The sequence below is a fragment of the Nonomuraea muscovyensis genome (assembly GCF_014207745.1).
In the GTDB taxonomy this organism is placed as follows: domain Bacteria; phylum Actinomycetota; class Actinomycetes; order Streptosporangiales; family Streptosporangiaceae; genus Nonomuraea; species Nonomuraea muscovyensis.
The window spans coordinates 2,716,053-2,741,004 of sequence record NZ_JACHJB010000001.1 but is presented as its reverse complement, the minus strand read 5'-3'; the positions used below and the strand labels follow the sequence as shown (position 1 = coordinate 2,741,004).

Genomic DNA, 24,952 nt, shown 5'->3' with positions numbered 1-24,952 from the left:
TCAGGTCAGTCCCGGGAGCCTGGCCAGCTCGGCACGGGAGGAGACGCCCAGCTTGGGGAAGGCCTTGTACAGATGGGAGGCGACTGTGCGAGGGCTGAGGAACAGCTGCGCGCCGATCTCCCGGTTGGACGCGCCCGTGACGGCCAGCCGTACCACCTGGAGTTCCTGCGGGGTCAGCACGGCCAGTGGATCTCCGGCACGGCCACTGTCGGGCAGGGAGAGCCCGGTGGCGCGCAGCTCGGCGGCCGCGCGGGCAGACCAGAGGGCGGCGCCGAGCCGGTCGAAGGCATCCATGGCGGCCTGGAGCTGGGTGCGCGCCTCGGCGCGGCGCTTGTGGCGGCGCAACCACTCCCCGTAGACCAGGCGGGTGCGTGCCTCGTCAAAGGGCTGCTCGCCCTCGGCGTGCAGGGCCAGCGCCTGCTCGTACAGTCCCGCGGCCGCGGTGTCCGGGGCCACCAGCGCGTGGAGTCGATGCAGTATGGCAAGTGGCCTGGCCTGCCCTGTGGCCTCGGCCCACTCCGCGTACCGGCGCAGCGGTTCCGTCGCGCGCTGGGGAGTTCCCACCCGCGCGGCGGCCTCGACGTAGTCGGGCCAGGCGTATCGCCAGAGGAAGGCATGGCGGGTGGGCCCCGTTGCCGCCTGCTCGATCCGCTCGAGTACCGCCTCGTAGCGGCCCGCTCCGAGGTCGAGCATCAGCCGCGCGTACGCCGCCCAATAGGCTCCCGGCATCCACCTGCGGTGGTCGGCTTCGCGGATCGCCTGCTCGGCCATCGCCGTGCATTCTTCTTCCGCGCCGGCGACCGCGGACAGCCAGGCGTGCACGCCCATCAGGTAGCTGCTCCACTGCGGCTGACCGACGTCGGAGGACAGGGCCAGGCCCGCGGCCACGGTGGCTCGTGCGGAGCGGTGGTGTCCGCTGATGAGCTGGGCGATGGAGAAGATCGTCATGGCCTGGGGCATGCGTCCAAGTCGTCCCTCGGCCCGGCAGCCCTCGACGAGCCAGGCCGCGTCGTCCAGCATGCCGTCGAGATCGGCGCGGACGCTGGCCTGATAGGCGAGGATGAAGCGCACCTCGAACGGTATGTCATCAGACAGATCCGGCATCGGGTAGGTGAGCGTGGTCACGGCGTCCCCCTCGAGGATCAGGCGGAAGGCGTGGTTGAAGGTGCGCACCACAGTGGCCAGCCCGTCGCCATCCGGGCACAGTTCCTCGGTACGGCGGGCCAGCGCGACCTGGTCGGGGTGCGTTGCACTGGCCCAGGTGTAGAAGCCCGCCAGGCTCAGCAGCGACAACTTGGCAGTCATGTCGCCGACCACCTCGGCGCCTTCGTGCAGCAGCCGGACACCCTCCAGCGGCCGGCCCGCTTCGATCTCCAGTTTCGCTCTCACCTGGGCCAGCACGGCCAGCACGGCCACGGCCGGCGTCGCCTCCTCCGCCAGCCGCCGCGCCCGGTCCACCAGCTCACGCGCGCGCTCCCACAGGCCCGCCTCGGCCGCGGCCTGGGCTGCGGCCGTCCACCGGCGTGCGGCCTCGGCGGGATCGGCGGACAGGTCGGCCGCGCGCGCGTAGGCCGCCGACACCGCCGCCTGCCCGCCGCGCTGTCGTGCGCGCAGTGCCAGGCACTCCAGCTTTCCGGCCACCTCCTCGTCGGGTTGCAGGGTGACAGCGGCCAGGTGCCAGGCCCGCCGGTCGTCGTCGACCGTCTCGGCCAGCGCCCGGTGCGCCGCCATCCGGGCGGCGATGTCGCAGGCCAGCAGCACCGCGCTGCGCACCAGGGGGTGGCGGAAGGCGACGCCCCCCGACCCCACCCTGACCAGGCCGGCCCGCTCCGCCCCGGCGAAGTCGATCAGCGAGGCGCCGAGCAGGCTGACCGCCCGTGCGAGCACGCCCAGCTCGGCGCGGTCGTCGAGGGCCGCGACCAGCAGGCAGGAGCGGGTGGCCGCGGGCAGCGCCGCGATCCGGTCACGGAAGCCGGTCAGCACCCGGTCGGTCACCGGCACCGCCGTACCCAGGGAGAAGGACAGCGGGACGAGGTCGCCCCTGCGCTGCTCGGCGGTGAGCATGCGGGGCAGCTCGACCAGCGCCAGCGGATTTCCCCGGGCCTCGGCGACGAGCTGGTCCCGTACGGCCGGCGGCAGATCCACCGCCTGCTCGGCGAGCAGGCGGTGGGCGGCCTCGGCATCCAGCTCGCCCAGCCGCAGCTCGCGCAGCCCCCTCGCGGGGAAGGTCCCGTCGCTCTCCCGTGCGCCGAACAGGACGGCGACGGGCTCGGCATGCAGGCGGCGGACGGCGAACAGCAGCGCATCAGCCGACTCGCCGTCGAGCCACTGCGCGTCATCGACCAGGCAGACCACCGGGCCCGCCACCGACAGCTCCACAAGGAGACTGAGCGTCGCCAGCCCGACGAGGAAACGGTCCCCCCGAGTGGCGCCGCCGAGGCCGAGCGCGCCGCGTAACGCCTCGGCCTGCTGCGGCGGCAGCGCCTCCACATGGTCGAGGACCGGGCGGAGCAGCATGTGCAAGGCGGCGAACGGGAGATCGGACTCGGACTCGACACCGGTCGCCCGCAGAACCTGTGCCCGCGCCTTCGCGGCGGCGTACTCCAGGAGTGCCGACTTGCCGATGCCCGCCTCACCGCGCACGACCAGAGCGCCGGACCGGCCTTCCAGCAACTCGCCGATGATGGACTGCTCCGTCTGACGCCCGTGCAGCATGGCACTCCAAGAACGCCTTGTCTCTAGTGTGACGTGTGGAAACGCTATCGCTTGCCGAGGGTTGAGGACGATGCGGGGAACCGTCACTTTCCGTCCTTTCCGGTCACGAGGACCCTCTGGAGGGAGTCGGTGACCACGGGGGGGTGTCGTCGGTGCGCAGGGGACGGAGACGGCAGTGCGCTCTTGGATGCGCTGAGGAGTCCGACCGACATCGAAGGCCATGGACAGGCCAGGCGGCAGTTGATTCCAAAATCAATGTCGCACAACCTAGGTTTTGAGACAGCGATAGACCGTAGCTCGTGAGACTCCGAGACGTTCGGCTATCTCCGCCACCGGACGCCCGGCCGCGTACAGCTCGCGCGCCTGCCTCGCCTCCGACTCGGTCAACGCGGTGGGCCGCCCCCCGCTTCGCCCTCGTGGGCGCCCGCGAGGGCGTGGGCTGTCGGTCACCCCGGCGGGCCGGCTGGTGGGAGCCGGGTCGTTCGCCGCTCCCTCCTGCGCGGGGTCGGAGCGTGCCAGGAGGGCCTGAGCGCCGTCGAGGATGAGGCGTTTGAGCTGTTCGGGGGGCACGTCCAGGAAGAGCACGACCGGGTCGCCCAGCCCCGCCACCACCTGCGAGGCGCGCACCCGCCCTTCCAGGCTGCGCTCCGGCCCGCACACCAGGTCGTTGGCCAGGGCGATCGCCGCGCGGAACCGATCCGCCACCGGCGCCTGGACCAGCAGCGTCATGTCCCTGATGAGCATCACCAGCGTTTCCCGGTGACGCAGGTAGACGTCGACGTAGCCCTCGATGGCACGCCAGCGCACCGTTTCCGGATCGCCGCCCGCCTCGGCCTCGGCGAGCGCGCTCTCCAGCTCGTCCAGCAGCGGCAGCGTGAGATGGCGGAGGATCTCGTCCTTGGACGCGAAATGGTAGTAGAGCGCCGCCTTGGTGATGCCGACCTGATCCGCGATGGCCTGCATGGACGAGGCCCGGTAACCGCGTTCGGCGAACAGTGCGCGCGAGGCCGCCAGGATCCGCTGCGAGGTCGCGCTCATGTGACTCCTCAAGATGTAGGGCCGGTTACCTACCGCTAGTAAAAGTTTTCGCCTAGCATTCTTACCATTGGTAAGTCTAAAGGAGTAGAGAGCATGAACGAGCGGATCAAAGTCGCCTTCGAGTCCGGTGGCACCACCTGTGCGGGATACCTCTACCTGCCACCCGCACCCGACGGGCGACTGCCCTGCGTAGTGCTGTGCCATGGGTTCAGCGGGACGATGGACCGGCTGTTCCCGCACGCTGAACAGTTCGCCGCCGAAGGCATGGCGGCCCTCGTGTTCGACTATCGCAGCTTCGGGGAGAGCGGTGGCGAGCCGCGCCAGCTCGCCGACATCGGCGGTCAGCAGGAGGACCTGCGGGCCGCCATCGCATTCGCCCGCCGCAACGAGCACGTCGACGCCCGCAGCGTCATGCTGTGGGGCAACTCGCTCGGCGGTGCCCACGTCGTTTCCGTCGCCGCCGGCGACCCGGACATCGTCGCGGTGGTGGCGCAGATTCCGTTCAACGGGTTCCCCAAGCGCGTGGAGGGACGTTCGACGTGGCAGACGCTACGACTGCTGGGGGCCATCGGCTGGGACGCGCTGCGTGGCAAGCTCGGCCTGCGGCCGTACTACATACCCATGGTCGGTAGTCCAGGCGAGCTCGCGGTGGCGGCCACGCCCGAGGCCGAGCAGCACATCCAGGCACTCACCAGCGGAGAGGCGACCACCCTGTGGCGCAACAGCGTCGCCCCACGGGGGTTGCTGAGCATGATGCGCTACCACCCCGAACAGGCCGCCGCCCGACTGACCATACCGCTGCTGGTCTGTGTCGCGGCCGAAGACCACGAGACGCCCATCGAGACGACCCGGGCGCTGGCGGAGCGAGCCCCGCGCGGGGAGTTGCGCAGCTACCCGGGCACGCATTTCAGCTTCTACACCGACTCCGCCACCCGCGAACATGTCCTCACCGACCAGATCGCCTTCCTTCGCCGCTGCCTCCAGCCCCAGCAGGGCTGAGATCTCCTCCCGACAGCGCAGAACACCCGATCGAAGGTGGCTACAACCACGCACTTTTCGTCACGCTGCGCCTGTTCGGCGCCGGATCCGCCACCTTGGACATGCACTACCTGACGGCATCGACGCGATCGAATCCGAGTCTTGGCCACCTCAGACAGAGATCATGATGAGGTTCCTCAGTCTGCAATCGGCCTGGGAGAACTATCCCGAGAAGCGAGTGCAGATCGAAGCGGACATCCGTGCGGCGATGCGTCAGCTTCTGGAAGAGCTGGGAGGCCCAGCGCAGACACCGTGAGTCATGGACTGACGTCCCCGCTTGTGGTGAAGACCAGGGCGGGCAACCGATCGCTGCCGCTGCTCGGCATCGTCCGCGAGGCGCTGGAGATCCAGCGGGACGGGCAGAAGATCCTCAAGGGCGAGGCGGGGGAGAGCTGGGTGGACACGGGGCTCGGGTTCACGACCAAGTCCGGCCGGCCCATCGAGCCGCGAAACCTGGCCCGGTCCTTCGCCCGGATCGTGCAGAAGAACGAGTTGCGCCCCATCCGGGCACACGGCCGCGTCACTGCTCAAGAAGCTTGGAGTCGCGCCACGTGACGCAATGGAGATCTTGGGCCACAGCCGCATCTCGGTCACGATGGAGATCTACACCCACGGCGACGGCGAGAGCCGGGAGAACGCGATCAAGAGGGTCAACGAGCTGTTCGAGTGAGGCCGTTGCAGTACGGGTTCCAGTAAAAAGGCCCCGGAGCTTGATCGCTTCGGGGCTTTCCACTGGTGGGGCTACCAGGACTTGAACCTGGGACCTCTTCCTTATCAGCACGGTCATGCGCCGTGTCGGAGGGCTGTCGCCGCTGTCTGAGCTGATGGTGTGGATCGCGAGCGTGCGCCTCAGTTCGGCGTCGTTGCCGTCGTTGCTGCCGTCAAAGTCTCGCGACGTCGCCCGTCCACTACCTGCACGTCCTCCCCCGCCCGATCTTCCCGTCTGCCTCGTCCCACCTGGAAGGCAGCGGGCCAAGGGCCTGGGGTCAAGGCTGGAGCTCCCCACTGGAAGAACGACCTTGGCCCCAGGCCCTTGGTCTGCTGGGCTCTGCCTGGGACGTGGCAGACGGGAAGATCGGGCTCACGCCCGCCCACTGACTACCGGGCCGGCCGTGCCGCGATCATCCCGGAGCCGAGTTCCCCGCCGGAGGCATGTCTTGACCTGTGATGCCTGCTGGCTGCGCTGCGGGTGACTGCCTTCATGTGTGACCAGGCCGGCCGACTGTTCCCCCTTCGCCCCGCGCGGCTCCCGCCCGTGACCGGCCCCCAGGCCGCAGCGCGGGCGGGGACGGCCGCGCGGGTGCGGCGGCGCAGCCGCCGCCTTGATCCTCACAATGACAATTCGGCAAGCTACGCGCTGAGCAAGTGTTCCCCGTCGTGCTGCCGTACGGCTGGTGCGTGCTCGTAGAGCATGGCGTCGAGAACACGGACGGCGAAAGCTTCGGACGCCAGCTCCTGGACCTCGTCGGCACTCACCCAGCGGAAGGCGCGGGTCTCGTCGGTCTCGGTCAGATGCCCACCGACGACCTTGCAACGGAATACCAGGGCAACTATGCCGCGTGTCATGTTCTTGTAGACGCCGGTCAGAGCTACGGGCTCGACCTGGAGGCCGGTCTCCTCTTGGACTTCTCGGAGCAAGCCGGTCGTGATGTCCTCGTCCAGCTCAAGCACTCCTCCAGGTGCTTCCCAGTGACCGTTGTCGCGGCGCTGAGTGAGCAGTGCGCGGCCCTGATCGTCGATGATCACGCCTGCCACGCTGACAGAGTGCGCGTCCTGGCGGTTCATCCCATACCTCCGCGCTGGATGTCTCACTATCATCGGACTGTAGTACACGTCTGTACGAGTTGAGGAGTTGACCGGTGGCCGAATCGCCGAGTTTGCCGGACCTGGACCCGATCAGCGACCGGGCCGTCTTCCGTCAGATCGCCGATCACCTCCGAGAGGCAATCGAACGCGGTCAACTCGCTGAGGGTGACAAGGTGCCCTCAGAAGCCCAGCTCATGCAACACTACGGCGTCGCGCGTATGACCATCCGCAACGCACTGCAAGTCCTCCAGAGCGAGGGTCTGACGGTAGCCGAGCACGGGCGCGGAGTCTTCGTCCGCTCGCATCCTCCCGTGCGCCGACTGGCTTCCGATCGGTTCGCTCGGCGTCATCGAGAGCAAGGCAAGGCGGCGTTCATCGCTGAGACCGAGGGTGCCGGCGGAAAGCCCTCGGTGGACTCCATAGAGATCACGGAAGTGAAGCCTTCACCGGATGTGGCCGAACGCTTGAAGATCGGCCCAAAGGACCGAACGGTCCGCCGCTCTCGCCGCTACTTGATCAATGGACAACCGGTAGAGACGGCGATCTCGTACATCCCTGTAGAGATCGCCAAGGGTACTCAGATCATGCAGCCGGACACCGGGCCAGGTGGGATCTACGCGCGGATCGAGGAGAAGGGCTACCGACTTGATCATTTCGTGGAGGACATCAAATCTCGCATGCCGCTACGGGATGAGGTCCGAGCACTCAGACTCGCCCCTGGCGTTCCGGTGTTTCACCTGGTCCGTACGGCTTACGCGAGCGACGGCACGCCCGTAGAGGTGTGCGACACGGTGATGTCGAGCGACGCCTACGTGTTGTCCTACGAACTTCCCGCCCGATAGGGGTTTACAAACTCGTCTAGAGGAGTACAAAGGAAGTAGGCAACTACTCCTCTAGACGAGTAGACGCCTACTGGAGACGTCAAACGAAGGGAGGTAGGGCGATGGCCCTTCCTGGTGGAATGCGGTTCCGGGTTCGGTTCGAGGAGGTATTCCCGGCTGGCTGCGTGCTGGTGCCGGGTTCGATCGCGCAGGGTGAGGACTACGACGAGAAGTCGGGCAAGCGGTCCCCGTCCAAGGACAAGGTCACGGGCGGTCGGGTCTGGACGTGCCGAGTCATGGACATGGACCCGGAGCTGGGTGCGCGGTCGCGTGAGGTGGCCGTGAAGATTTTGGCGGAAGTGCAGCCGGTTCCGCCGACGGGTCAGATGTTCGAGGCAGTGGAGTTCACCGACATGACGGTGACGCCGTACCTGAACGAGAAGACCCGGCGTCTGGCGTACTCGCTGCGGGCGTCCGGCATGGTCAAGCCGAACGGCTCCAACGGCTCCCGGCCGGCTCCCGCTCCGGCGGCCAAGGACGGGGGTGCGTGATGGCGACTCGTAAGGGCGGCTCGTGGCAGCGGACGGCGTTGCACGTGGACGGCAAGGGCCAGGCGTCGTGCACGACCTACCCGGACCGCACTCCGGTCCTGGCGGTGGGTGCCGGCAACGCGATCGTCAGCGTGTGTCTGCACGCCGACAAGGTCACCGCCGAGTCGGTCGACTTCGCTCGTGAGCTGGCCAAGGCGGCTCAGGTTTTCGCGGTCGAGGTGGAGCGACGCTGGCGGGGCCTGGCTCCGGTCAAGAACACGGAGGGCGCGGCATGAGCCTGGCGGCCATCAGCTTCCACCTGGGTGAGGACGTGCAGTTCCGCTGCCACACCTACGCCGACGCCGCGCCGATCCTGAGCATGAACATCTGCGGCGCGTCGGTGGACATCACGACCTCGGGTGAGCGTGACCGGGTCTCGAGTGAGGCCCTGGCGATCGTGCGTGAGTTCGTCGCTCAGGCTCGGACGTTCCTGGCTGAGTGCGAGCGGCTGCACGCCGCCCAGCTCGACCCTGCGGCCCCGAACCGGGCCGCCTGAGATGCAAGGCAGGGCCGTCGCGAAGCGGCAACTTCCGGTGGCTCCTGATCTGTCCGCAACCCGTAGCAATGATCAAGGAAGGGGTGCCCCTGATGGGCAAGCGCATCCGCGTCTCGATGCAGGTTGACACCTTCACCTGCAAGACCTGTGGCAACTCGTACAACAACCCGTTCAAGCACACGTGCGTGCTGCCCTTCGGCCGGCTCGCCTCGCGCAGCATCCGCAAGGGTCCGGGCAAGCCCGCCCGGTAGAGCACGAGCGTTCCCGGTAGTCGATCCCCCTGTCCGGTTGAACCCCGGGCCGCATCCGACCAAGAACGAAGCCCGGGGTCTCCTCGAAAGGAAACTCCATCATGCCGAAAGTCACGCGCGTTGACCACGGCCGCAACGACGGTACCTGGCCGGACGGTGAGCGCCCCTCGGGCTGGCCTGGCACCGACCCGCACAAGAACGTCCGGGACCTGTACGACCAGCTCGCCAACGGCAAGGCGGACAAGAAGAAGAAGAAGTAGGGGAACCCGTAGCAACGATCAAGGAGGAACGCTCATGTGCGACAACAACTGCGCGCCCAAGCCGGTCACCTGCGCCAAGTGCAAGGGCAACGGTGAGAACGCCTACGGCGGGACGTGCTCCGTCTGCGGTGGCGTCGGCCAGGTCATCCCCCGACAGGCCAAGTAGCGAACCTGGCGGGACCACCGAGAAGCGGCAACTTCCAGTGGCCCCCAATCTCTCGACAACCCGTAGCAAAGGATCAAGGAGACCCATCATGTGCAAGTCGGTCATCGTGGCCGGCGGCAAGCCGGTTACCTGCACCAACTGCGGCAGCGTCGAGTGGACGGACATCCGCAAGGCCGCAAACAAGATCACGGCCAGTTGCGGCACCTGCGGCAGGCGACTCGAACTGACCGTGCTCTAACCGCATTCGGAACCGACCGAGTGACTGCGTGAGCCTGTAGGCGGGGCCACCGCGAAGCGGCAACTTCCGGTGGCCCCTGATCTCTCCGCAACCCGTAGCAAGGATCAAGGAAGAGGAGTCCATCCTATGTTTCGCCGTGCTCAAGGCGAAGTAGCGGGGGACCTGATCACGACCAGTCCGGGCGCGCCGCTGATGTTCCGCCCGACTGTCGTGCAGACCCCCGCCATCATTACGATCACGCTCCTGTGCTGGCGGCTCCTTCTCGGGACCGTCCGCATGCTCTACCGTCATCCGATCGCCATCGTGGCCACTGCGGGCCTGTCGGCGCTGGCCGTCGTCTACGGCTGGCAGTGGTCGGCCGGCCTGGTCAGCTCGCTCGTTCTCGGGCTGGTCGGCTGGGCGCTGCTGCACCGCTCGTCGTTCTCCTGGTGGGTCGGCTGGCGGCTGCTGGCCTTCTGGCGGCTGGTGTGGATTTACCGTCCGCACTGGTCGTTCGCCATGTCCGGAGCGGGCCTATCGAAGCTGGCCAAGGGCCTGGAGTACCGGCCGCGCCTGGTCAAGGTGACGTGCGGGCCGGTGGCCGATCAGGTGACGGTCAAGATGCTCAAGGGCCAGTCGTTCGATGACTGGACTACCAGGGCCGACAACCTCGCGCACGCCTTCCGCGCCCTGTCGTGCCGCACCTCGATCGTCCGCGCCGGTCTGCTGCGGCTGACCTTTCCCCGCCGTGACCCGCTGCGCACGCCGATCCCCGCGCTGCCCATCCCGGACGTGGTGAACCTGCACGCGGTTCCGGTCGGGCTGTGTGAGGACGGCCGGTCGTGGACGCTGAAGGTGCATGGCACGCACATCCTCGGCGCGGGCGCGACCGGCGCCGGGAAGGGCTCGCTGATCTGGTCGGTCGTGCGTGGCCTGCTGCCGGCCGTGCGGGCGGGCCTGGTCGAGTTGGTCGGCCTGGACCCCAAGCTGATGGAGCTGTCCTACGGTCGTGAACTCTTCCACCGGTACGCGGCCGCCCCGGAAGAGTGCGCCGACCTGCTGGACGAGGTCGTCAAGCGCATGCAGGAACGCGCGACGATGTTCGGCGGCCATCGCCGTTCCCACACGCCCACGATTGAGGACCCGTTCGTGCTGGTGATCGTGGACGAGATCGCGTTCCTGACCGCCTACCAGAACGATCGGGACCTCAAGCGGCGCATCAATGCCGCTCTGGCCACCCTCACCACCCAAGGGCGCGCGGTCGGCGTCGGAGTGATGGCGCTACTGCAGGACCCCCGCAAGGAGGTCATGAACATCCGCAACCTGTTCCCCGACAAGATCGCCATGCGGCTGGACGAGTCCGAACAGGTGGACATGGTCCTCGGGGAGGGCGCTCGGGAACGCGGCGCGCTGGCCGACTTCATCTCCCCCATCCCGAGCGTCGGGGCCGGCGTCGCCTACGTCCGGCTCGAAACCTCCCCAGAGCCGGTGCGCGTGCGCGCCGCCTACGTCTCCGACGCCGACATCCGCGACATGGTCGCCTGGCTCACCAACCCGGCTGACGGCGACACGCTCCCGCTGCCCCCGATCGAGCTCGCCCAGGAAGCGGAGTGAAGACCCGCACACGCGGCCTCAACTGGCGTGATGCCAAGCATTGGGGCGGCACCCGTAGGCCATGCATCCACTGCGGACGCGCCACCCCCCTCCGAGACGACCAAGACCGTCCCGCACACAAGGTATGCGCCGAAAACGCGGAGGTGACCCGATGAATGCTCCCGAACGCCTGCCCAAACATCGCTGCCCCACATGTCGGACCAAGGGTCGCTCCTGGCTCGATCAAGCAACCCAACAGGTCACCTGCGACGAGTGCGGTCAATCGTCCTTGGTCCTGGTGATGGCTGAGCCGGAGCCGGCCAAGCCCGCCCGTCGTGCTCGTAGCCCTCGCGCCTCCCGGAGCAAGACCAAGTGACCCGAGACGATCGCTCGACTCCCCGCGCGGTGCGACTGGCCCAGCCGCTCGCGCGGGAGGTCGTTGACCAACTCGCCATCTCCTTCGGCGTGTGCATCCGGCCCGTGCCGATGTACCGGCTCGACACCCTCACCGGACAGACCACACGGCTCGACATCCCGTGCGGCGCGACGCTTTCGAACAAGTGCCCGCCGTGCGCCGAGCGCAACCGCAAACTGCGCATGGCTCAGTGCCGGGAAGGCTGGCACCTGGAAGACGAGCCGATCATCCCGCCCAACGAGCCGACCGACGAACAGCGCTGGCTGATCGAGCACCGCGCCGACTGGCAAGCCAAGCGCGACGTGGCCGCGGCTGCCGGTGAGAACTTGGCCGAGTATGACGAGATCCTGGCCGGCATTGACGCCGACATCCGCCGCTCAGGACTGCGCGGCAGCGTGCTCGGACGCTCCTCCACGAGCCGTCAACGCTCCACCCGGCGCCGGCAGGATGCCCCCGATCTTCCCAAGCGCAAGCGGCTTCCCGGCACGCTGGGACGCGTCTACGAGGCTGCGGACGGCAAGCGGTTCCGCCCGTCGATGTTCATCACCCTCACCCTGCCCTCCTACGGGCGCGTGATGGACGGCGCTCCAGTCGATCCGGACTCCTACGACTACACGCGGGCCGCCCGCGACGCGATCCACTTCTCCAAGCTGGTGGACCGGTTCGTGCAGAACCTACGGCGGGTGGCTGGCTGGGATGTGCAGTACTTCGCCACCGTCGAACCGCAAAAGAGGCTGGCCCCGCACCTGCACCTGGCCATGCGCGGCACGCTGTCGCGCAAGGAGATCAAGCAGATAGCCGCCGCTACCTACCACCAGGTGTGGTGGCCCTCGACCGACCGCGTCGTCTTCGACGGTGACGAGCTGCCGGTCTGGGATGACAGCGTCGGCTACCTCGACCCCCGCACGGGCGAAGTGCTGCCCACCTGGGACGAAGCCCTCGACGCCATCGGCGATGATGACGAGCCGCTGCATGTGCTGCGCTTCGGTGAGCAGGTCAAGCCGATCGGTGTGCTGGCCGGCACCGAACGCGCCGATCACCTGATCCGGCACTACCTGACCAAGTACCTCACCAAGTCCATCGCCGAGACGTGTGAACCAGACAACGAGCGCCAGCGCGAGCATGCCGAGCGGATGACCGCAGCGCTGCGCTACGAGCCGTGTTCGCCGACGTGCCCGAACTGGCTGCGCTACGGCGTGCAGCCCAAAAACGCCCGAGCGGGTCAGGCCCCGGGCCGCTGCCAGGGCAAAGCGCACAAGGCCGAACACCTCGGCTATGCCGGCCGCCGTGTCCTGGTGTCCCGCAAGTGGTCCAACAAGACGCTCACCGACCACCGTGCCGACCGACGCGCCTGGGTCCTGGAAGCGCTCGGTCTTTCGGCAACTGAGGACCAGGACCCGAACCGCTACACCTGGCGACCGGTCCCACCCGGCGACTCCAGCCTCCCGCCTCTCGGCGAACGGCTCCTCGCGGAGATCGCCAACCGTCAGCACTGGCGGGCGCTCATGCAGCGACTACAGGCCCAAGCAGACGGCACAGATCTTTCGGCAACCGGAGAGGAGGTAGCGGCATGAACGTGGCTCCGCTCGAACGACGACTCCTCCGGGTGCCGGAGGTCATGGCACTCCTGGGGCTGAGTCGGTGGCAGGTCTACAACCTGATCAGGTCCGGCGAACTGGAGTCGGTGAAGGTCGGCCGTAGTCGGCGTGTGCCGGTCGCGGCTCTGGATGAGTTCGTCGCTCAGCTCAGGGAGGAGGCGGCGTAATGGCCAAGAAGACCAGACGCGCGAACGGCGAAGGCACGATCTACCAGCGGAAAGACGGGCGCTGGGAGGGGGCCGCGTTCGTCCTGGCCTCGGATGGCACGTACAAGCGGGTCCGCAAGTACGGCAAGACCAGAGAGGAGGTACACGGCAAGCTGGTGGAAGTACTCGACCGGTCGCGGCGCGGTCTGCCCGTCTCGAATCGCCCGTGGAAGCTGGGGGAGTACTTGGACTACTGGCTCGAACACGTCGCGCCGCTGCGGCTGCGGGACACCACGTACGCCAAGTACGAGACCATGGTCCGGCTCTACCTCAAGCCTGGTCTCGGCAAGCAACGGCTCGACCGGTTGCGCGTCGCCACCATCCAGACCTTCCTGAATCGGCAGATCAGCGCGGGTCACTCGGTCGGCACGGTCTACGCCATGAAGGTCACTCTCAGTGCGGCTCTGACTCGGGCGATGCGTGAGGAACTGATCTCCAGCAACCCGGCTCGCCTGGTCACGCTTCCCTCGCCCAAGCCGTCAACCATCCGGCCTTGGAGTGCGGATGAGGCGCGGATCTTCCTCAAGGCGGCCAAACCCCTGCCGTACTACCTGCCGTTCGTCTTCCTCCTGGTGTACGGGCTCCGGCGCGGCGAAGTACTCGGGATCGGGTGGGAGGACGTGGACCTCGACGCGAACACGATCCGGGTTGAGTGGCAGATCCAGCGGATCAAGGGCAAGCTCGTCCGGCTGCCGGTCAAGACTGACGCGGGCCGGCGCACCCTGCCCTTGGTTCCGTTCGTCCGGGATGCGCTGATCGAACACGCGGGGCTCCAGGCCGACGCGAGGCGTAAGGCGGGGGAGACGTGGCAGGACTCGGGGCTAGTGTTCGCGTCTCGCTCAGGTGGACCCATCGAACCGACCAACCTGGGCCGCGCCTTCGATCGTGTGATCAAGGAAAACGGGCTGCGACGGATCAGGCTGCACGACCTTCGGCACACCACGGGCACGATGCTCAAGAACCTGAAGGTCTCTCCCCGAGACGCTAAGGAGATCTTGGGTCACGCACGCATCTCGGTCACGATGGAGATCTACACGCACGGTGATCAGGACTCCCACAGGGAAGCCATTGGAAGGATCTCGGGGAAGCTCTTCGGGGATGCGAGCGAGTAGCGTTGCCGTCTCTACTGCCGTCAAAGGCCCGTCCGAGAGATCGGAACGGGCCTTCTAGCTGGGTGGGGCTACCAGGACTTGAACCTGGGACCTCTTCCTTATCAGGGAAGCGCTCTAACCGTCTGAGCTATAGCCCCGCGCACACCGACCGTATCGCATCCCGCTTGTGGACGCGAACCGGTCGTTCGGACGAGGAAAAGCTTACAGCCTTCCGGATGCTGCTTGCGCCGCACTCCCTGGGGAGTGCGGCGCAAGCACCGTAATCCGGCCGGCTACTCGGCCTCGCTGAAGGTCACCTCGACGCCGCCCACGAGGTCGGAGGCGACGTTGTAGATGACGGCCCCCAGCGTGGCCAGTGCCGTGATGAGCACCACGTTCACGGCGCCGATGAGCGCCGTGTAGCCCAGGATGCGGACCGGCTCGAACCAGGAGGCGATGTCGATGGGCAGTGCCTGCTGCCCCTGCTCGCCCTTGCCGAGCTGGTTGACCAGGTCCACGAGCGAGTCGAACACGCCCAAAGCGGACAGCACGCCGTACAGCACGGCCACTGCCACGAACAGCACCACGAAGCAGACCAGCGACACCACGAAGCTGAACTTCATGGCCGACCACGGCTCGATGCGGCGCAGGACCAGGTGGGCCTTGCGGGGGAGTCGGGACCCCGACGAGTTGGAGCTCTTCTTCTTCGGCAGCTCGATCCGCGGGGGAGCTTCGGAGGTCAGGGACGGGCGGATCCGGCCGCCGTCCTTGCCCTCCTTGGATTCCTCCCTCGCCGGGCCCTGCGAAGGAGCGGCCGGCACGGGGTGCACGGCCGTGGCGTTGTCCTCGTCGGGCTTGTCGAAGATCTCGGTTTCGCCGGACTTCTTAGGCTGCTGCTTCCCGTTCTCCCGAGCCGCCTTGGTCCTGGCGCTGGCGCTGCCGCCCTGGGCGCTCATGACTTACTCTCCTCCCCCGTCTTCCTCGGTGTCCACCACAGTCTCCATAGACTCGGCGTTGCGGGCGAGGGCCACCACACTGTCGCCATCGGCGAGATTCATCAATCGCACTCCCATGGTCTGGCGGCCGGACAGCTTGATCTCGCCGGCACTCGTCCGGATCACCCCACCGGCGGATGTGATCGCGAAGACCTCATCCTCTGGGTTGACCATGACGGCTCCGACCAGCTTGCCACGGGAACTCACGATTTTCGCAGTCAGCACGCCCCTACCGCCCCGACCTTGAACCGGATACTGCTCAACTGGGGTTCGCTTGGCGTACCCAGCCTTCGTGGCGATAAGCACATCTTGCCCGTCTGCGATCCTATTCATGGCGAGAAGTTCATCGCCCTCCAGGAACCGCATTCCGATGACGCCGCTGGTCGCGCGGCCCATCGGGCGCAGCGCTTCGTCGGAGGCCGTGAAGCGGATCGCCTGCGCGCCCTTGGAGACGAGCAGCAGATCGTCTTCCTCGGAGACGAGCCGGGCCCCGATGACCTCGTCGTCGTCGCGCAGGTTGATCGCGATGAGGCCGCCGGACCTGGGGGAGTCGTACTCCGACAGGCGGGTCTTCTTGACCAGGCCGCTGCGGGTGGCGAGCACGAGGTAGGGGGCGACGTTGTAGTCACGCAGGTCGAGGACCTCCATGACCGTCTCGTCGGGCTGCATCGCCAGCAGGTTGGCCAGGTGCATGCCGCGCGCGTCGCGCCCCGAGTCGGGCAGCTCGTACGCCTTGACCCGGTAGACGCGGCCCTTGTTCGTGAAGAACAGCAGCCAGTGGTGGGTCGTGGTGACGAAGAAGTGGTCGACGATGTCGTCCTGGCGCAGCTGCGCCCCGCGCACGCCCTTGCCGCCGCGCTTCTGCGCGCGGTAGAGGTCGGTGCGGGTGCGCTTGGCGTAGCCGCCGCGCGTGATGGTGACGACCACGTCCTCTTCGGCGATGAGGTCCTCGATGGACATGTCGCCGTCGTAGGCGGTGATCTCGGTACGCCGGTCCTCGCCGTAGCGGTTGACGACCTCGGTCAGCTCGTCGCCGACGATCTGCCGCTGCCGGGACTCCGAGGACAGGATGTCCTGGTAGTCGGCGATCTGCTCCATGAGCTGGTTGTACTCGTCCTGGATGGCCTGGCGCTCCAGGGCGGCGAGCTTGCGCAGCTGCATGTCGAGGATGGCCTGCGCCTGCACCTCGTCGATCTCCAGCAGCCCCATGAGGCCCTGCTGGGCGGCCGCGGCCGAGTCGGAGGCGCGGATGAGGGCGATGACCTCGTCGAGCCGGTCGAGCGCCTTGAGCAGCGCGCGCAGGATGTGGGCACGCTCCTCCGCCTTGCGCAGCAGGTATTGCGTACGGCGGACGATGACCTCGATCTGGTGGGTCACGTAGTGCGAGATGAACTGGTCGAGCCGCAGCGTCCGCGGCACCCCGTCGACCAGGGCCAGCATGTTGGCGCCGAAGGTGTCCTGGAGCTGGGTGTGCTTGTAGAGGTTGTTCAGCACGACCTTGGCGACGGCGTCGCGCTTGAGCACGATCACCAGGCGCTGGCCGACCCGGGAGGAGGACTCCTCGCGCACGTCGGCGATGCCGGAGATCTTGCCCTGCTTGACCAGCTCAGCGATCTTGAGCGCGAGGTTGTCGGGGTTGACCTGGTAGGGCAGCTCGGTGACGACGAGGGCGTGGCGGCCCTTGTTGTCCTCCTCGACCTCGACGACGGCCCGCATGGTGATCGAGCCGCGGCCCGTGCGGTAGGCGTCCTCGATGCCCCGGCGGCCCACGATCAGCGCGTGGGTCGGGAAGTCGGGGCCCTTGACCCGGGCCATGGCGGCTTCGAGGAGCTCCTCCTCGCTCGCCTCCGGGTGCTCCAGCGCCCACTTGACGGCCTCGGCCACCTCGCGCAGGTTGTGCGGCGGGATGTTGGTGGCCATGCCGACGGCGATGCCGCCCGAGCCGTTGACCAGCAGGTTGGGGAAGCGCGCCGGCAGGACGACCGGCTCCTGGGAGCGCCCGTCGTAGTTGGGCTGGAAGTCGACGGTGTCCTTGTCGATGTCGCGCAGCATCTCCATGGCGATGGGCGCGAGCTTGCACTCGGTGTAGCGCATCGCCGCGGGCGCGTCGTTGCCGGGGGAGCCGAAGTTGCCCTGACCGTCCACCAGCGGATGGCGCAGCGACCAGGTCTGCGCCAGGCGCACCAGCGTGTCGTAGATCGACGTGTCGCCGTGGGGGTGGTAGGACCCCATGACGTCACCGACGATGCGTGAGCACTTGAAGTAGCCGCGGTCGGGCCGGTAGCCGCCGTCGTACATCGCGTAGAGCACGCGGCGGTGCACCGGCTTGAGACCGTCACGCACATCAGGCAGCGCACGCGAGACGATGACCGACATCGCGTAGTCCATGTAACTGCGCTGCATCTCGGTCTGGATGTCGACCGGTTCGATGCGATCCGACGACGGTGGAGGCGGAGTGTTCACTTCCGTCACGTGTGTAGATCCTTTTCTGATGTACGGCTGTCGCTACACGTCCAGGAAACGGACATCTCGCGCATTGCGGATGATGAAGGCCCTGCGTGCCTCGACGTCCTCACCCATCAGCACGCTGAACATCTCGTCGGCCTGGGCGGCGTCGTCGAGAGTGGCCTGCAGCAGGATGCGGGAGTCGGGGTTCATGGTGGTCTCCCAGAGCTGGTTGGCGTTCATCTCGCCGAGACCCTTGAACCGCTGGACACCGTCGTGGGCGCGCGGGTCGCGCTTGCCACGGGCGATGCCCTCCTGGATGATCGCGTCACGCTCGCGGTCGGAGTAGGCGTAGGAGGCGTCCTCGCCCTTCCGGTCCCACTTGATCTTGTAGAGGGGCGGCTGCGACAGGTAGACATGACCGCCCTCGATCAGCGGGCGCATGAACCTGAACAGCAACGTCAGCAGCAGCGTGGTGATGTGCTGGCCGTCGACGTCGGCGTCGGCCATCAGGATCAGCTTGCTGTAGCGCAGCTTGCCGATGTCGAACTCGTCGTGCACGCCGGTGCCGAGCGCCGTGATCAGTGACTGGACCTCGACGTTCTGCAGGACCTTGTCGACGCGGGCCTTCTCGACGTTGAGGATCTTGCCGCGGATGGGCAGGATCGCCTGGAAGCGGGAGTCGCGCCCGCCCTTGGCCGAGCCGCCGGCCGAGTTGCCCTCGACGATGAACAGCTCACACTTGTCGGGGTCGTTCCACTGGCAGTCGGCCAGCTTGCCGGGCAGGCCGCTGCCCGACTCCAGCAGCGACTTGCGGCGCGTCAGGTCACGGGCCTGACGCGCCGCGAGGCGCGCCCTGGCGGCCTGCAGCGACTTGTTGATGATGTCCTTGGCCTCGCCGGGGTTGCGCTCGAACCACGCGCGCAGATGGTCGTTGCAGGCCTTCTGCACGAACGACTTGGCCTCGGTGTTGCCCAGCTTGGTCTTGGTCTGGCCCTCGAACTGCGGGTCGGCCAGCTTGATCGACACGATCGCGGTCAGGCCCTCGCGGACGTCCTCACCGGAGAGGTTGTCGTCCTTGCCCTCCTTGAGGAACTTCTGCTCGCGCGCGTAGCGGTTGACGATCGAGGTCAGCGCCGCGCGGAAGCCCTCCTCGTGGGTGCCGCCCTCGGCCGTGTTGATCGTGTTGGCGAACGTGTAGACCGACTCGGTGTAGGAGTTGTTCCACTGCATGGCGATCTCGACCGAGACGCCCTCTCCGTGCTCCTCGAAGTCGATGACCGACGCGTGCGCCGGCTCCTTCTTGGAGTTGAGGTGGGTGACGAAGTCGGACAGACCGCCCTCGTAGTAGTACTCGACCTTGACCGGCTCGCCGTTGATATGGTCGGGCCGCTCGTCGGTCAGCGTGATCGTCAGGCCCTTGTTGAGGAAGGCCATCTCCTGGAACCGGCGCGAGAGCGTCTCGAAGTTCCACGTGGTGGTCTCGAAGATCTCCGGGTCGGGCCAGAACGTGATCGTGGTGCCCGTCTCGTCGGTCTCCTCGCCCTTGGCCAGCGGCGCGGTCGGCTTGGAGTGCTCGAAGCGCTGGCGCCAGTAGTGGCCGTTCTGCTTGACCACCACGTCCATGGCCGTCGACAGCGCGTTGACCACCGCGGAGCCGACGCCGTGCAGGCCGCCGGAGACCGCGTAGGACTTGCTGTCGAACTTGCCGCCCGCGTGCAGCGTGGTGAGGACGACCTCGACGGCCGAGCGCTTCTCCACGGGGTGGATGCCCGTGGGGATGCCACGCCCGTTGTCGACCACGCGCACGCCGTTGTCGGCGCGCAGCGTGACCTCGATGCGGTCGGCATGGCCGGCAAGGGCCTCGTCGACCGCGTTGTCCACGATCTCGTAGACGAGATGGTGCAGACCGCGCTCACCGGTCGAACCGATATACATACCCGGGCGCTTGCGAACCGCCTCAAGCCCTTCGAGTACGGTGATTGAGCTAGCGTCGTAGGACAAGTGCCAAATCCTCCTGCCGCGGACACGCGGCAGGGAGCGCGTGTGCCGGCTGCCCCTGCCGTGCCCGTCACCGTCGTGAGTGCCCCGTTGCGCTGGTCACCCAGGGGAGTCGGCGTCACATTGCGCGCCGGGGGTGACACGCAAGCGGACGTGTCCGGAATCCGCTTTCATTCTACCGGCTCTCAGCCACCGTGGTGGCATTGAACGCGCCTGAAATGGCCTGTCGCTCGTTTCCCCCCCATGTAAGCCTTCCCCCACGCGGGAGGAGGGTCATCGCGTCTGCGGCTGTCTGATCGGTTCTCGCGCAGTCCGGCCCGTGGAAGGGTACGGCCCGCGACCGACAGAACGCCGAGCCCCACCGCCGGTGGGACCGGGGCCCGTCGCGTCCGGAAACCCTGGCGCCGCGAGCCCCGGCGGCTCGCCCCGGCCGCGAGCCACCCGCGCGGCCGGCACGGCCCGCGCACAGCCTGTGGACGGCTCCGTCTGGGCCGCGGCCTGAACGCCTGCATGCCCGAGACTGACGGGGCCGGCGGAGAGCGCGGAAGGCGGCCGCTTCCCAGGACGCGGCCCGGACGGGTCCCGCCGAGCCTGTGGACGGTTCGCCTACCGCTTGTGGACGGCCCGCGCGCACCCGCGGGTGGCGCGCGGTGCGTGGGCTGGACGCGGCCCGCACGAGAGCCACCCTGGGTGCCACGTCGATCGGGAAAGCCGCCCCAACGGAGCGACCTGTGCCGGGGGTCAGCCGTAGGTGTCGCCGGGGCCCTTGCTGCCCCTCACCCGGAGGCCGCCCGTGCGGGGCCCGTACTGGGGGCCGCGGACCCGGACCTGAGTCACCGTGCCGTCGCCGAGTTCCTCGTTGAGGCGGCGGACCAGGGTGCGCGCGAGCAGGCGCACCTGGGTGGCCCACGCCGTGGAGTCGGCCACGACGATCACCTCGCCGTCCTCGAACGTCTCCGGCTTGGTGTGCGCGGCCAGGTCGGGACCGACGATGTCGGCCCAGCGACCGAACACGCCGCCCACGGCCGCCGGCCGCTCCCAGCCCCGGTCGGCCAGCAGGTCCATGATGGCCCGCCCGAAGAGCTGGGGATCGCCGCCCTCGCGGCGCGGCCCCGCCGCCCTGCGCCGCGGCTCGCGGCGGGGGAGCTGACCGCGCCGGGCGGCGTCGGCCTTGGCCTGGGCGAGCTTCTCCCTGGCCATGGCCGCCCCGCGGGCCGTGGGGTTGTCTTCAGCGGACACGGGTCACTCTCCCCTCTGCGACATCGAACCGGGCCCCCTCCAGCTCTGGGGGCACGTCGTCGGGCACGGCGGCCGTGATGAGCACCTGCTCGGCCGGCGCCACGATCTCGGCGAGGCGGCGGCGGCGCTGGCTGTCGAGCTCGGCGAAGACGTCGTCGAGGATGAGCACCGGGTCACCGCCGTCGGCGCGCAGCAGATCGTACGCCGCCAGGCGCAACGCCAGCGCGAACGACCACGACTCGCCGTGGCTGGCGTAGCCGCGGGCGGGCAGGTCGCCGAGGCCCAGGATCAGGTCGTCGCGGTGGGGTCCGACGAGCGTGACGCCCCGCTCCAGCTCGGCCGGGCGGACCTCCAATAGCCGCTCGCGCAGACGTTCTTCAAGGGTTTTCCCCAAGTCTGTGGATAACGTCTGTGTATCGGAAGATCCCGTCTCACCGGGGATTTCTTCCTCCTCCGCGTCCCCGCCTGTGGACAACGTGCTCCGATAGGCGAGGCTCGCGGGAGCGCTCGTGGGGGCGAGCGCGGCGTAGGCTCCGGCGACCAGCGGCCGCAGCGCCTCGACGAGATCGAGCCGGGCCCGCAACAGCTCGGCGCCGTGCCGCGCCAGATGGGCGTCCCAGACCTCCAGAGTGCTCGTCACATCGCCCGCGCCCGCCGCCGCGAACCCGGAGTCGCCCTCGGCCCTACGGGTGCTCCTGGAGCCTCTCCGGGCCTGCGCGGCGGTGCGCAGCAACGCGCTGCGCTGTTTGAGCACCCGGTCGTAGTCGGCCCGCACGCCGGCGAACCGGGGAGCCCTGGCCACCAGCAGGTCGTCGAGGAAGCGGCGCCGCTCCGACGGGTCGCCCTTGGCCAGCGACAGGTCCTCGGGGGCGAACAGGACCGTGCGCAGCAGCCCGATGACGTCGCGGGGCCGGGAGACGGGGGAGCGGTTGAGCCGCGCGCGGTTGGCCCGGCCTGGATTGATCTCCAGCTCGACCAGCGCCCGGCGGTCGTCCCTGTGGACGGCGCAGCGCACGATCGCCCGGCTCGCGCCCTGCCGCACGAGCGGCGCGTCGGTCGCCACCCGGTGGCTGGACTGCGTCGCGACGTAGCCGAGGGCCTCGACCAGGTTGGTCTTGCCCTGGCCGTTGGGCCCCACGAACGCCGTGACGCCCGGCTCCAGGCCGAGCTCCACGGAGGCGTAGGACCGGAAGTCGGTCAGCGACAGGTGGGCGACATGCACCCCACGAAGGTTAGTCGGCCACGCAGGTCACCGGCGCAACCGGCGAGCCGGATGTGGAAAACCAGTCTCGGCTCGCCGGCGGGGCGTGTACGACGAGCCCGCCGCCCCAGCCCTCGTCCACAGGCTGTCCACGAGCGGTGTGGACGCCGTGGTCGCACGGGTGCCGCGCGTCCCCGGCAGGCGACGCGCGGGCGGCCGTGCAGCGGGCGCTAGCGCCCCTCGCGCGGCGGGGTGACGTCCGCGCCGGGGGAGTCGGCGCCCTTGCCCGTGGAGCCCTCGGCCGAGGCCGTCGCATGGCCGCCGAACTGGTTGCGCAGCGCGGCGACCACCTTCATCGCGGGCGAGTCGTCCTGGCGCGAGGCGAACCTCGCGTACAGCGCGGCGGTGATCACCGGCAGCGGCACGGCGTGGTCCACGGCCGCCTGGACGGTCCACCGGCCCTCGCCGGAGTCCTGCGCGTAACCGCGCAGCCGCTCCAGGTGCTCGTCGTCCTCCAGCGCGCGCACCAGCAGGTCGAGCAGCCAGGAGCGGATCACCGTGCCGGTGCGCCAGCTTCCGAACGAGCCCTTGACGTCCTTGACGACGTCGGACGCCTCCAGCAGCTCCCAGCCCTCCGCGAAGGCCTGCATCATGCCGTACTCGATGCCGTTGTGGACCATCTTCGCGAAGTGCCCGGCACCGACGTCGCCGGCGTGCACGAAACCGTCCTCGCCCTCGGGCTTGAGCGTCTCGAAGATCGGCATCACGCGGTCCACGGAGGCCTTGTCGCCGCCGCACATGAGCGCATAGCCGTTCTGCAGGCCCCAGACGCCGCCGCTCACCCCGCAGTCGACGAAGGAGATCCCCTTGTCGGCCAGCTCGGCGGCGTGCCGCTGGTCGTCCACATAGTGCGAGTTGCCACCGTCCACGACGATGTCACCCTCGCTCAGCAGCCGCCCGAGCTCGTCGATCGTGTGCTGGGTGGCCTCGCCCGCCGGGACCATCACCCACACGGCACGCGGTGCCTCCAGCCGTTCGACCAGCTCTTTCAGGCTGCTCACGTCGCTGAGCTCCGGGTGGTGGTCGTAGCCCACGACCTCGTGGCCGCCGCGGCGCAGCCGCTCGGCCATGTTGCCGCCCATCTTGCCGAGCCCGATCATGCCGATCTGCATGCTGATCTACCCCCTCGTGAGCTGCAGGGTGATCTACCCCCCTTGTCAGGCTTTCATCATCCCTGATGGCTCTTTCAGCCTGACAGACGGATCGGCATGATCAGGTAGCGGTAGTCGGGGGCGCCGCCGTCCTCCACAGGCTTGCCTCCGGTGAGGATGGCGGGCTTGGTGGAGGTGGTCATCTGCAGGCGGGCGACGTCGGAGTCGATGGCGCCCAGCCCTTCGAGCAGGAACTGGTGGTTGAAGGCGATGTTCATCTCCTCGCCCTCGTAGTCCACCGGCAGCACCTCGACGGCCTGCGCCTCGTCGCCGCTGCCGGCCTCGAGGACGACCTCGCCGTCCCTGAACGCCAGGCGTACGGGGGTGTTGCGCTCGGCGACCAGGGCCACGCGCTTGACCGCCTCGACGAACGGGCCTGTGGACAGGTCGGCGCGGGCGGAGAACTCGGTGGGGAGCAGCGAGCGGTACTTGGGGAACTCGGGGTCGAGCAGCCGCGTGGTGGTGCGCCGCCCGGCGCTGGAGAAACCGATCATGCCTTCGCCGGTGCCGCCCACGGAGCTGAGGGCGATCTCCACCTCGGCGCCGGTCGAGCCGAGGGCCTTGGCCGTGTCGGCGAGCGTCTTGCCGGGGATCATCGCGACGGCCGAGAAGTCGGGCTGGCCGGGCTGCCAGCGCAGCTCGCGCACGGCCAGGCGGTAGCGGTCGGTCGCGGCGAGGGTGACCACCTCGCCCTCGATCTCCATCCGTACGCCGGTGAGCATGGGCAGCGTGTCGTCGCGGCCCGCGGCGACGGCGACCTGGCCGACGGCGGAGGCGAAGACGTCGCTGCCCACCCGGCCGGCGGCCGGCGGCATGACCGGCAGCGACGGGTAGTCCTCCACAGGCATGGTCAGCAGGGTGAACCGGGCGCTGCCACAGGTGACGACCGCCTTGGCGCCCTCGACGACGAGGTCCACAGGCTGTGCGGGAAGCGCGCGGGTGATCTCGGCGAGGAGCTTGCCGGAGACGAGGACGACTCCGGGCTCGCCCGTGTGGAGTTCGAGCGTCACCTCGGCCGAGACCTCGTAGTCGAAGCCGGACAGCTTCAGCCGCTGCTCGTCGGTGACCTCCAGGCGCATGCCGGCGAGGACCGGCACGGACGGGCGGGCGGGCAGGCTGCGTGCCGTCCATGCCACCGCCTCAGCGAGGACGTCTCGCTCGATTCGGAACATCACGGTCATCAGCCTCCTGAGCTCGTTGTCGCTTCAAGTTTCGCCCCTCCCGAGCCTCGGGTCCGGGCGAACCCCTCTATGGGTCTTGAGTTCTTTGTAAGAGAGATAAGTGGTCATCACACTAGGATCTGTGGATACTGTGGATAACCAGTGTTTCCGCAGGTCAGGCCCGCTGTTTTTATCCACTGCCCGTGTGGGTGACGGCTGGGGACAACTTCGCCGCCTGGGGATGACGATCCGTTGCACACAGGCCGTCCCCAGATCATGGGCCGTTCATCCACTGGTTATCCACTGGCTTTCCACCGGTTATCCACGGGGTAAACGCCCTCTCGGACGGCCCTCTGACGACTGTGCACAGGGCGTCCACAAGTCATCCACCGGATGTCC

24 protein-coding genes and 1 tRNA gene are annotated in these 24,952 nt (G+C 68.3%); 14 read left to right on the top strand and 11 right to left on the bottom strand.

What is annotated here, in order from left to right; genetic code table 11:
- Both FHU36_RS12960 and FHU36_RS12955 read right to left on the bottom strand, forming a co-directional pair.
- Positions 1–2,715 carry an ATP-binding protein gene (locus FHU36_RS12960; RefSeq protein WP_185083954.1) on the bottom strand — a complete coding sequence of 905 codons (2,715 nt, stop codon included), beginning with the start codon at positions 2,713–2,715 and terminating at the stop codon, positions 1–3.
- Between the two features lie 267 nt (positions 2,716–2,982).
- Entirely contained in the window at positions 2,983–3,753 is a 771-nt protein-coding gene (locus FHU36_RS12955) for a TetR family transcriptional regulator (RefSeq protein ID WP_185083953.1), read from the bottom strand.
- 93 nt (positions 3,754–3,846) lie between these two features.
- Here FHU36_RS12955 and FHU36_RS12950 point away from each other — a divergent pair, with 93 nt between their 5' ends.
- Positions 3,847–4,752: an alpha/beta hydrolase gene (locus FHU36_RS12950; protein ID WP_185083952.1), complete on the top strand. Its 906-nt coding sequence runs from the start codon at positions 3,847–3,849 to the stop codon at positions 4,750–4,752.
- Positions 4,753–5,070: 318 nt separating this feature from the next.
- The gene (locus tag FHU36_RS12945) at positions 5,071–5,346 is read left to right on the top strand and encodes a hypothetical protein (RefSeq protein WP_185083951.1); all 276 of its coding nucleotides are present in this window, start codon (positions 5,071–5,073) and stop codon (positions 5,344–5,346) included.
- Between the two features lie 795 nt (positions 5,347–6,141).
- Here FHU36_RS12945 and FHU36_RS12940 read toward each other — a convergent pair.
- Complete coding sequence (locus FHU36_RS12940) at positions 6,142–6,576, bottom strand: NUDIX hydrolase (RefSeq protein WP_185083950.1); 435 nt, start codon at positions 6,574–6,576, stop codon at positions 6,142–6,144.
- Positions 6,577–6,650: 74 nt separating this feature from the next.
- Between FHU36_RS12940 and FHU36_RS12935 the strand changes: the two genes are divergently transcribed.
- From FHU36_RS12935 to FHU36_RS12885, 12 genes are all read left to right on the top strand, one after another.
- Positions 6,651–7,439: a GntR family transcriptional regulator gene (locus tag FHU36_RS12935; RefSeq protein WP_185083949.1), complete on the top strand. Its 789-nt coding sequence runs from the start codon at positions 6,651–6,653 to the stop codon at positions 7,437–7,439.
- A 119-nt stretch (positions 7,440–7,558) separates the two neighbouring features.
- Positions 7,559–7,969 (top strand): plasmid replication, integration and excision activator, encoded by a 411-nt coding sequence (locus FHU36_RS12930; protein WP_221495864.1) that lies wholly within the window; start codon positions 7,559–7,561, stop codon positions 7,967–7,969.
- A complete protein-coding gene (locus FHU36_RS12925) occupies positions 7,969–8,244 on the top strand; it encodes a hypothetical protein (RefSeq protein WP_185083947.1) in 276 nt (91 codons plus the stop codon). The genes FHU36_RS12930 and FHU36_RS12925 overlap by 1 nt, the downstream gene beginning before the upstream one ends.
- Complete coding sequence (locus FHU36_RS12920) at positions 8,241–8,504, top strand: hypothetical protein (protein ID WP_185083946.1); 264 nt, start codon at positions 8,241–8,243, stop codon at positions 8,502–8,504. Before FHU36_RS12925 ends, FHU36_RS12920 begins: the two co-directional genes overlap by 4 nt.
- Before the next feature lie 68 nt (positions 8,505–8,572).
- Positions 8,573–8,755, top strand: a complete 183-nt coding sequence (locus tag FHU36_RS12915) for a hypothetical protein (RefSeq protein WP_185083945.1) — start codon at positions 8,573–8,575, stop codon at positions 8,753–8,755.
- Between the two features lie 101 nt (positions 8,756–8,856).
- Positions 8,857–9,015, top strand: coding sequence for a hypothetical protein (locus tag FHU36_RS12910; protein ID WP_185083944.1), 159 nt, complete (start codon positions 8,857–8,859; stop codon positions 9,013–9,015).
- Between the two features lie 34 nt (positions 9,016–9,049).
- Positions 9,050–9,181 (top strand): hypothetical protein, encoded by a 132-nt coding sequence (locus FHU36_RS45560; protein WP_281394170.1) that lies wholly within the window; start codon positions 9,050–9,052, stop codon positions 9,179–9,181.
- An 88-nt stretch (positions 9,182–9,269) separates the two neighbouring features.
- A complete protein-coding gene (locus FHU36_RS12905; RefSeq protein WP_185083943.1) occupies positions 9,270–9,419 on the top strand; it encodes a hypothetical protein in 150 nt (49 codons plus the stop codon).
- Positions 9,420–9,611: 192 nt separating this feature from the next.
- On the top strand, positions 9,612–11,012 hold the full coding sequence (locus FHU36_RS12900; RefSeq protein ID WP_246502030.1) for an FtsK/SpoIIIE domain-containing protein: 1,401 nt from the start codon (positions 9,612–9,614) through the stop codon (positions 11,010–11,012).
- Positions 11,013–11,396: 384 nt separating this feature from the next.
- Positions 11,397–12,980, top strand: coding sequence for a replication initiator (locus tag FHU36_RS12895; protein WP_312891554.1), 1,584 nt, complete (start codon positions 11,397–11,399; stop codon positions 12,978–12,980).
- The gene (locus FHU36_RS12890) at positions 12,977–13,171 is read left to right on the top strand and encodes a helix-turn-helix domain-containing protein (protein WP_185083940.1); all 195 of its coding nucleotides are present in this window, start codon (positions 12,977–12,979) and stop codon (positions 13,169–13,171) included. The genes FHU36_RS12895 and FHU36_RS12890 overlap by 4 nt, the downstream gene beginning before the upstream one ends.
- The gene (locus tag FHU36_RS12885; protein WP_185083939.1) at positions 13,171–14,322 is read left to right on the top strand and encodes a tyrosine-type recombinase/integrase; all 1,152 of its coding nucleotides are present in this window, start codon (positions 13,171–13,173) and stop codon (positions 14,320–14,322) included. The genes FHU36_RS12890 and FHU36_RS12885 overlap by 1 nt, the downstream gene beginning before the upstream one ends.
- A 63-nt stretch (positions 14,323–14,385) precedes the next feature.
- On the opposite strand, the gene FHU36_RS12880 is transcribed toward FHU36_RS12885, so the two are convergent.
- The 8 genes from FHU36_RS12880 to dnaN all read right to left on the bottom strand — a co-directional run bounded on the left by FHU36_RS12880 (position 14,386) and on the right by dnaN (position 24,568).
- Positions 14,386–14,459: transfer RNA gene (locus FHU36_RS12880), tRNA-Ile, on the bottom strand.
- Positions 14,460–14,594: 135 nt separating this feature from the next.
- The gene (locus tag FHU36_RS12875) at positions 14,595–15,257 is read right to left on the bottom strand and encodes a DUF3566 domain-containing protein (RefSeq protein WP_185083938.1); all 663 of its coding nucleotides are present in this window, start codon (positions 15,255–15,257) and stop codon (positions 14,595–14,597) included.
- Between the two features lie 3 nt (positions 15,258–15,260).
- A complete protein-coding gene (gyrA, locus tag FHU36_RS12870) occupies positions 15,261–17,768 on the bottom strand; it encodes a DNA gyrase subunit A (RefSeq protein ID WP_185083937.1) in 2,508 nt (835 codons plus the stop codon).
- A gap of 33 nt (positions 17,769–17,801) precedes the next feature.
- On the bottom strand, positions 17,802–19,745 hold the full coding sequence (gyrB, locus tag FHU36_RS12865; protein WP_185083936.1) for a DNA topoisomerase (ATP-hydrolyzing) subunit B: 1,944 nt from the start codon (positions 19,743–19,745) through the stop codon (positions 17,802–17,804).
- Positions 19,746–20,483: 738 nt separating this feature from the next.
- A complete protein-coding gene (locus FHU36_RS12860) occupies positions 20,484–20,981 on the bottom strand; it encodes a DciA family protein (RefSeq protein WP_312891553.1) in 498 nt (165 codons plus the stop codon).
- On the bottom strand, positions 20,971–22,203 hold the full coding sequence (gene recF, locus FHU36_RS12855) for a DNA replication/repair protein RecF (RefSeq protein WP_185083935.1): 1,233 nt from the start codon (positions 22,201–22,203) through the stop codon (positions 20,971–20,973). The genes FHU36_RS12860 and recF overlap by 11 nt, the downstream gene beginning before the upstream one ends.
- 209 nt (positions 22,204–22,412) lie before the next feature.
- On the bottom strand, positions 22,413–23,354 hold the full coding sequence (gene gnd / locus FHU36_RS12850; RefSeq protein ID WP_185083934.1) for a phosphogluconate dehydrogenase (NAD(+)-dependent, decarboxylating): 942 nt from the start codon (positions 23,352–23,354) through the stop codon (positions 22,413–22,415).
- A gap of 74 nt (positions 23,355–23,428) precedes the next feature.
- Complete coding sequence (dnaN, locus tag FHU36_RS12845; protein ID WP_185084779.1) at positions 23,429–24,568, bottom strand: DNA polymerase III subunit beta; 1,140 nt, start codon at positions 24,566–24,568, stop codon at positions 23,429–23,431.
- Positions 24,569–24,952 lie beyond the last annotated feature (384 nt).

Coding starts and splice junctions, on each gene's coding strand:
- FHU36_RS12960 (WP_185083954.1), bottom strand. CDS start 2,715: ATGCTGCACGGGCGTCAGACGGAGCAGTCCATCATCGGCGAGTTGCTG.
- FHU36_RS12955 (WP_185083953.1), bottom strand. CDS start 3,753: ATGAGCGCGACCTCGCAGCGGATCCTGGCGGCCTCGCGCGCACTGTTC.
- FHU36_RS12950 (WP_185083952.1), top strand. CDS start 3,847: ATGAACGAGCGGATCAAAGTCGCCTTCGAGTCCGGTGGCACCACCTGT.
- FHU36_RS12940 (WP_185083950.1), bottom strand. CDS start 6,576: ATGAACCGCCAGGACGCGCACTCTGTCAGCGTGGCAGGCGTGATCATC.
- FHU36_RS12930 (WP_221495864.1), top strand. CDS start 7,559: ATGCGGTTCCGGGTTCGGTTCGAGGAGGTATTCCCGGCTGGCTGCGTG.
- FHU36_RS12925 (WP_185083947.1), top strand. CDS start 7,969: ATGGCGACTCGTAAGGGCGGCTCGTGGCAGCGGACGGCGTTGCACGTG.
- FHU36_RS12920 (WP_185083946.1), top strand. CDS start 8,241: ATGAGCCTGGCGGCCATCAGCTTCCACCTGGGTGAGGACGTGCAGTTC.
- FHU36_RS12915 (WP_185083945.1), top strand. CDS start 8,573: ATGATCAAGGAAGGGGTGCCCCTGATGGGCAAGCGCATCCGCGTCTCG.
- FHU36_RS12910 (WP_185083944.1), top strand. CDS start 8,857: ATGCCGAAAGTCACGCGCGTTGACCACGGCCGCAACGACGGTACCTGG.
- FHU36_RS45560 (WP_281394170.1), top strand. CDS start 9,050: ATGTGCGACAACAACTGCGCGCCCAAGCCGGTCACCTGCGCCAAGTGC.
- FHU36_RS12905 (WP_185083943.1), top strand. CDS start 9,270: ATGTGCAAGTCGGTCATCGTGGCCGGCGGCAAGCCGGTTACCTGCACC.
- FHU36_RS12900 (WP_246502030.1), top strand. CDS start 9,612: ATGTTCCGCCCGACTGTCGTGCAGACCCCCGCCATCATTACGATCACG.
- FHU36_RS12890 (WP_185083940.1), top strand. CDS start 12,977: ATGAACGTGGCTCCGCTCGAACGACGACTCCTCCGGGTGCCGGAGGTC.
- FHU36_RS12885 (WP_185083939.1), top strand. CDS start 13,171: ATGGCCAAGAAGACCAGACGCGCGAACGGCGAAGGCACGATCTACCAG.
- FHU36_RS12875 (WP_185083938.1), bottom strand. CDS start 15,257: ATGAGCGCCCAGGGCGGCAGCGCCAGCGCCAGGACCAAGGCGGCTCGG.
- gnd (WP_185083934.1), bottom strand. CDS start 23,354: ATGCAGATCGGCATGATCGGGCTCGGCAAGATGGGCGGCAACATGGCC.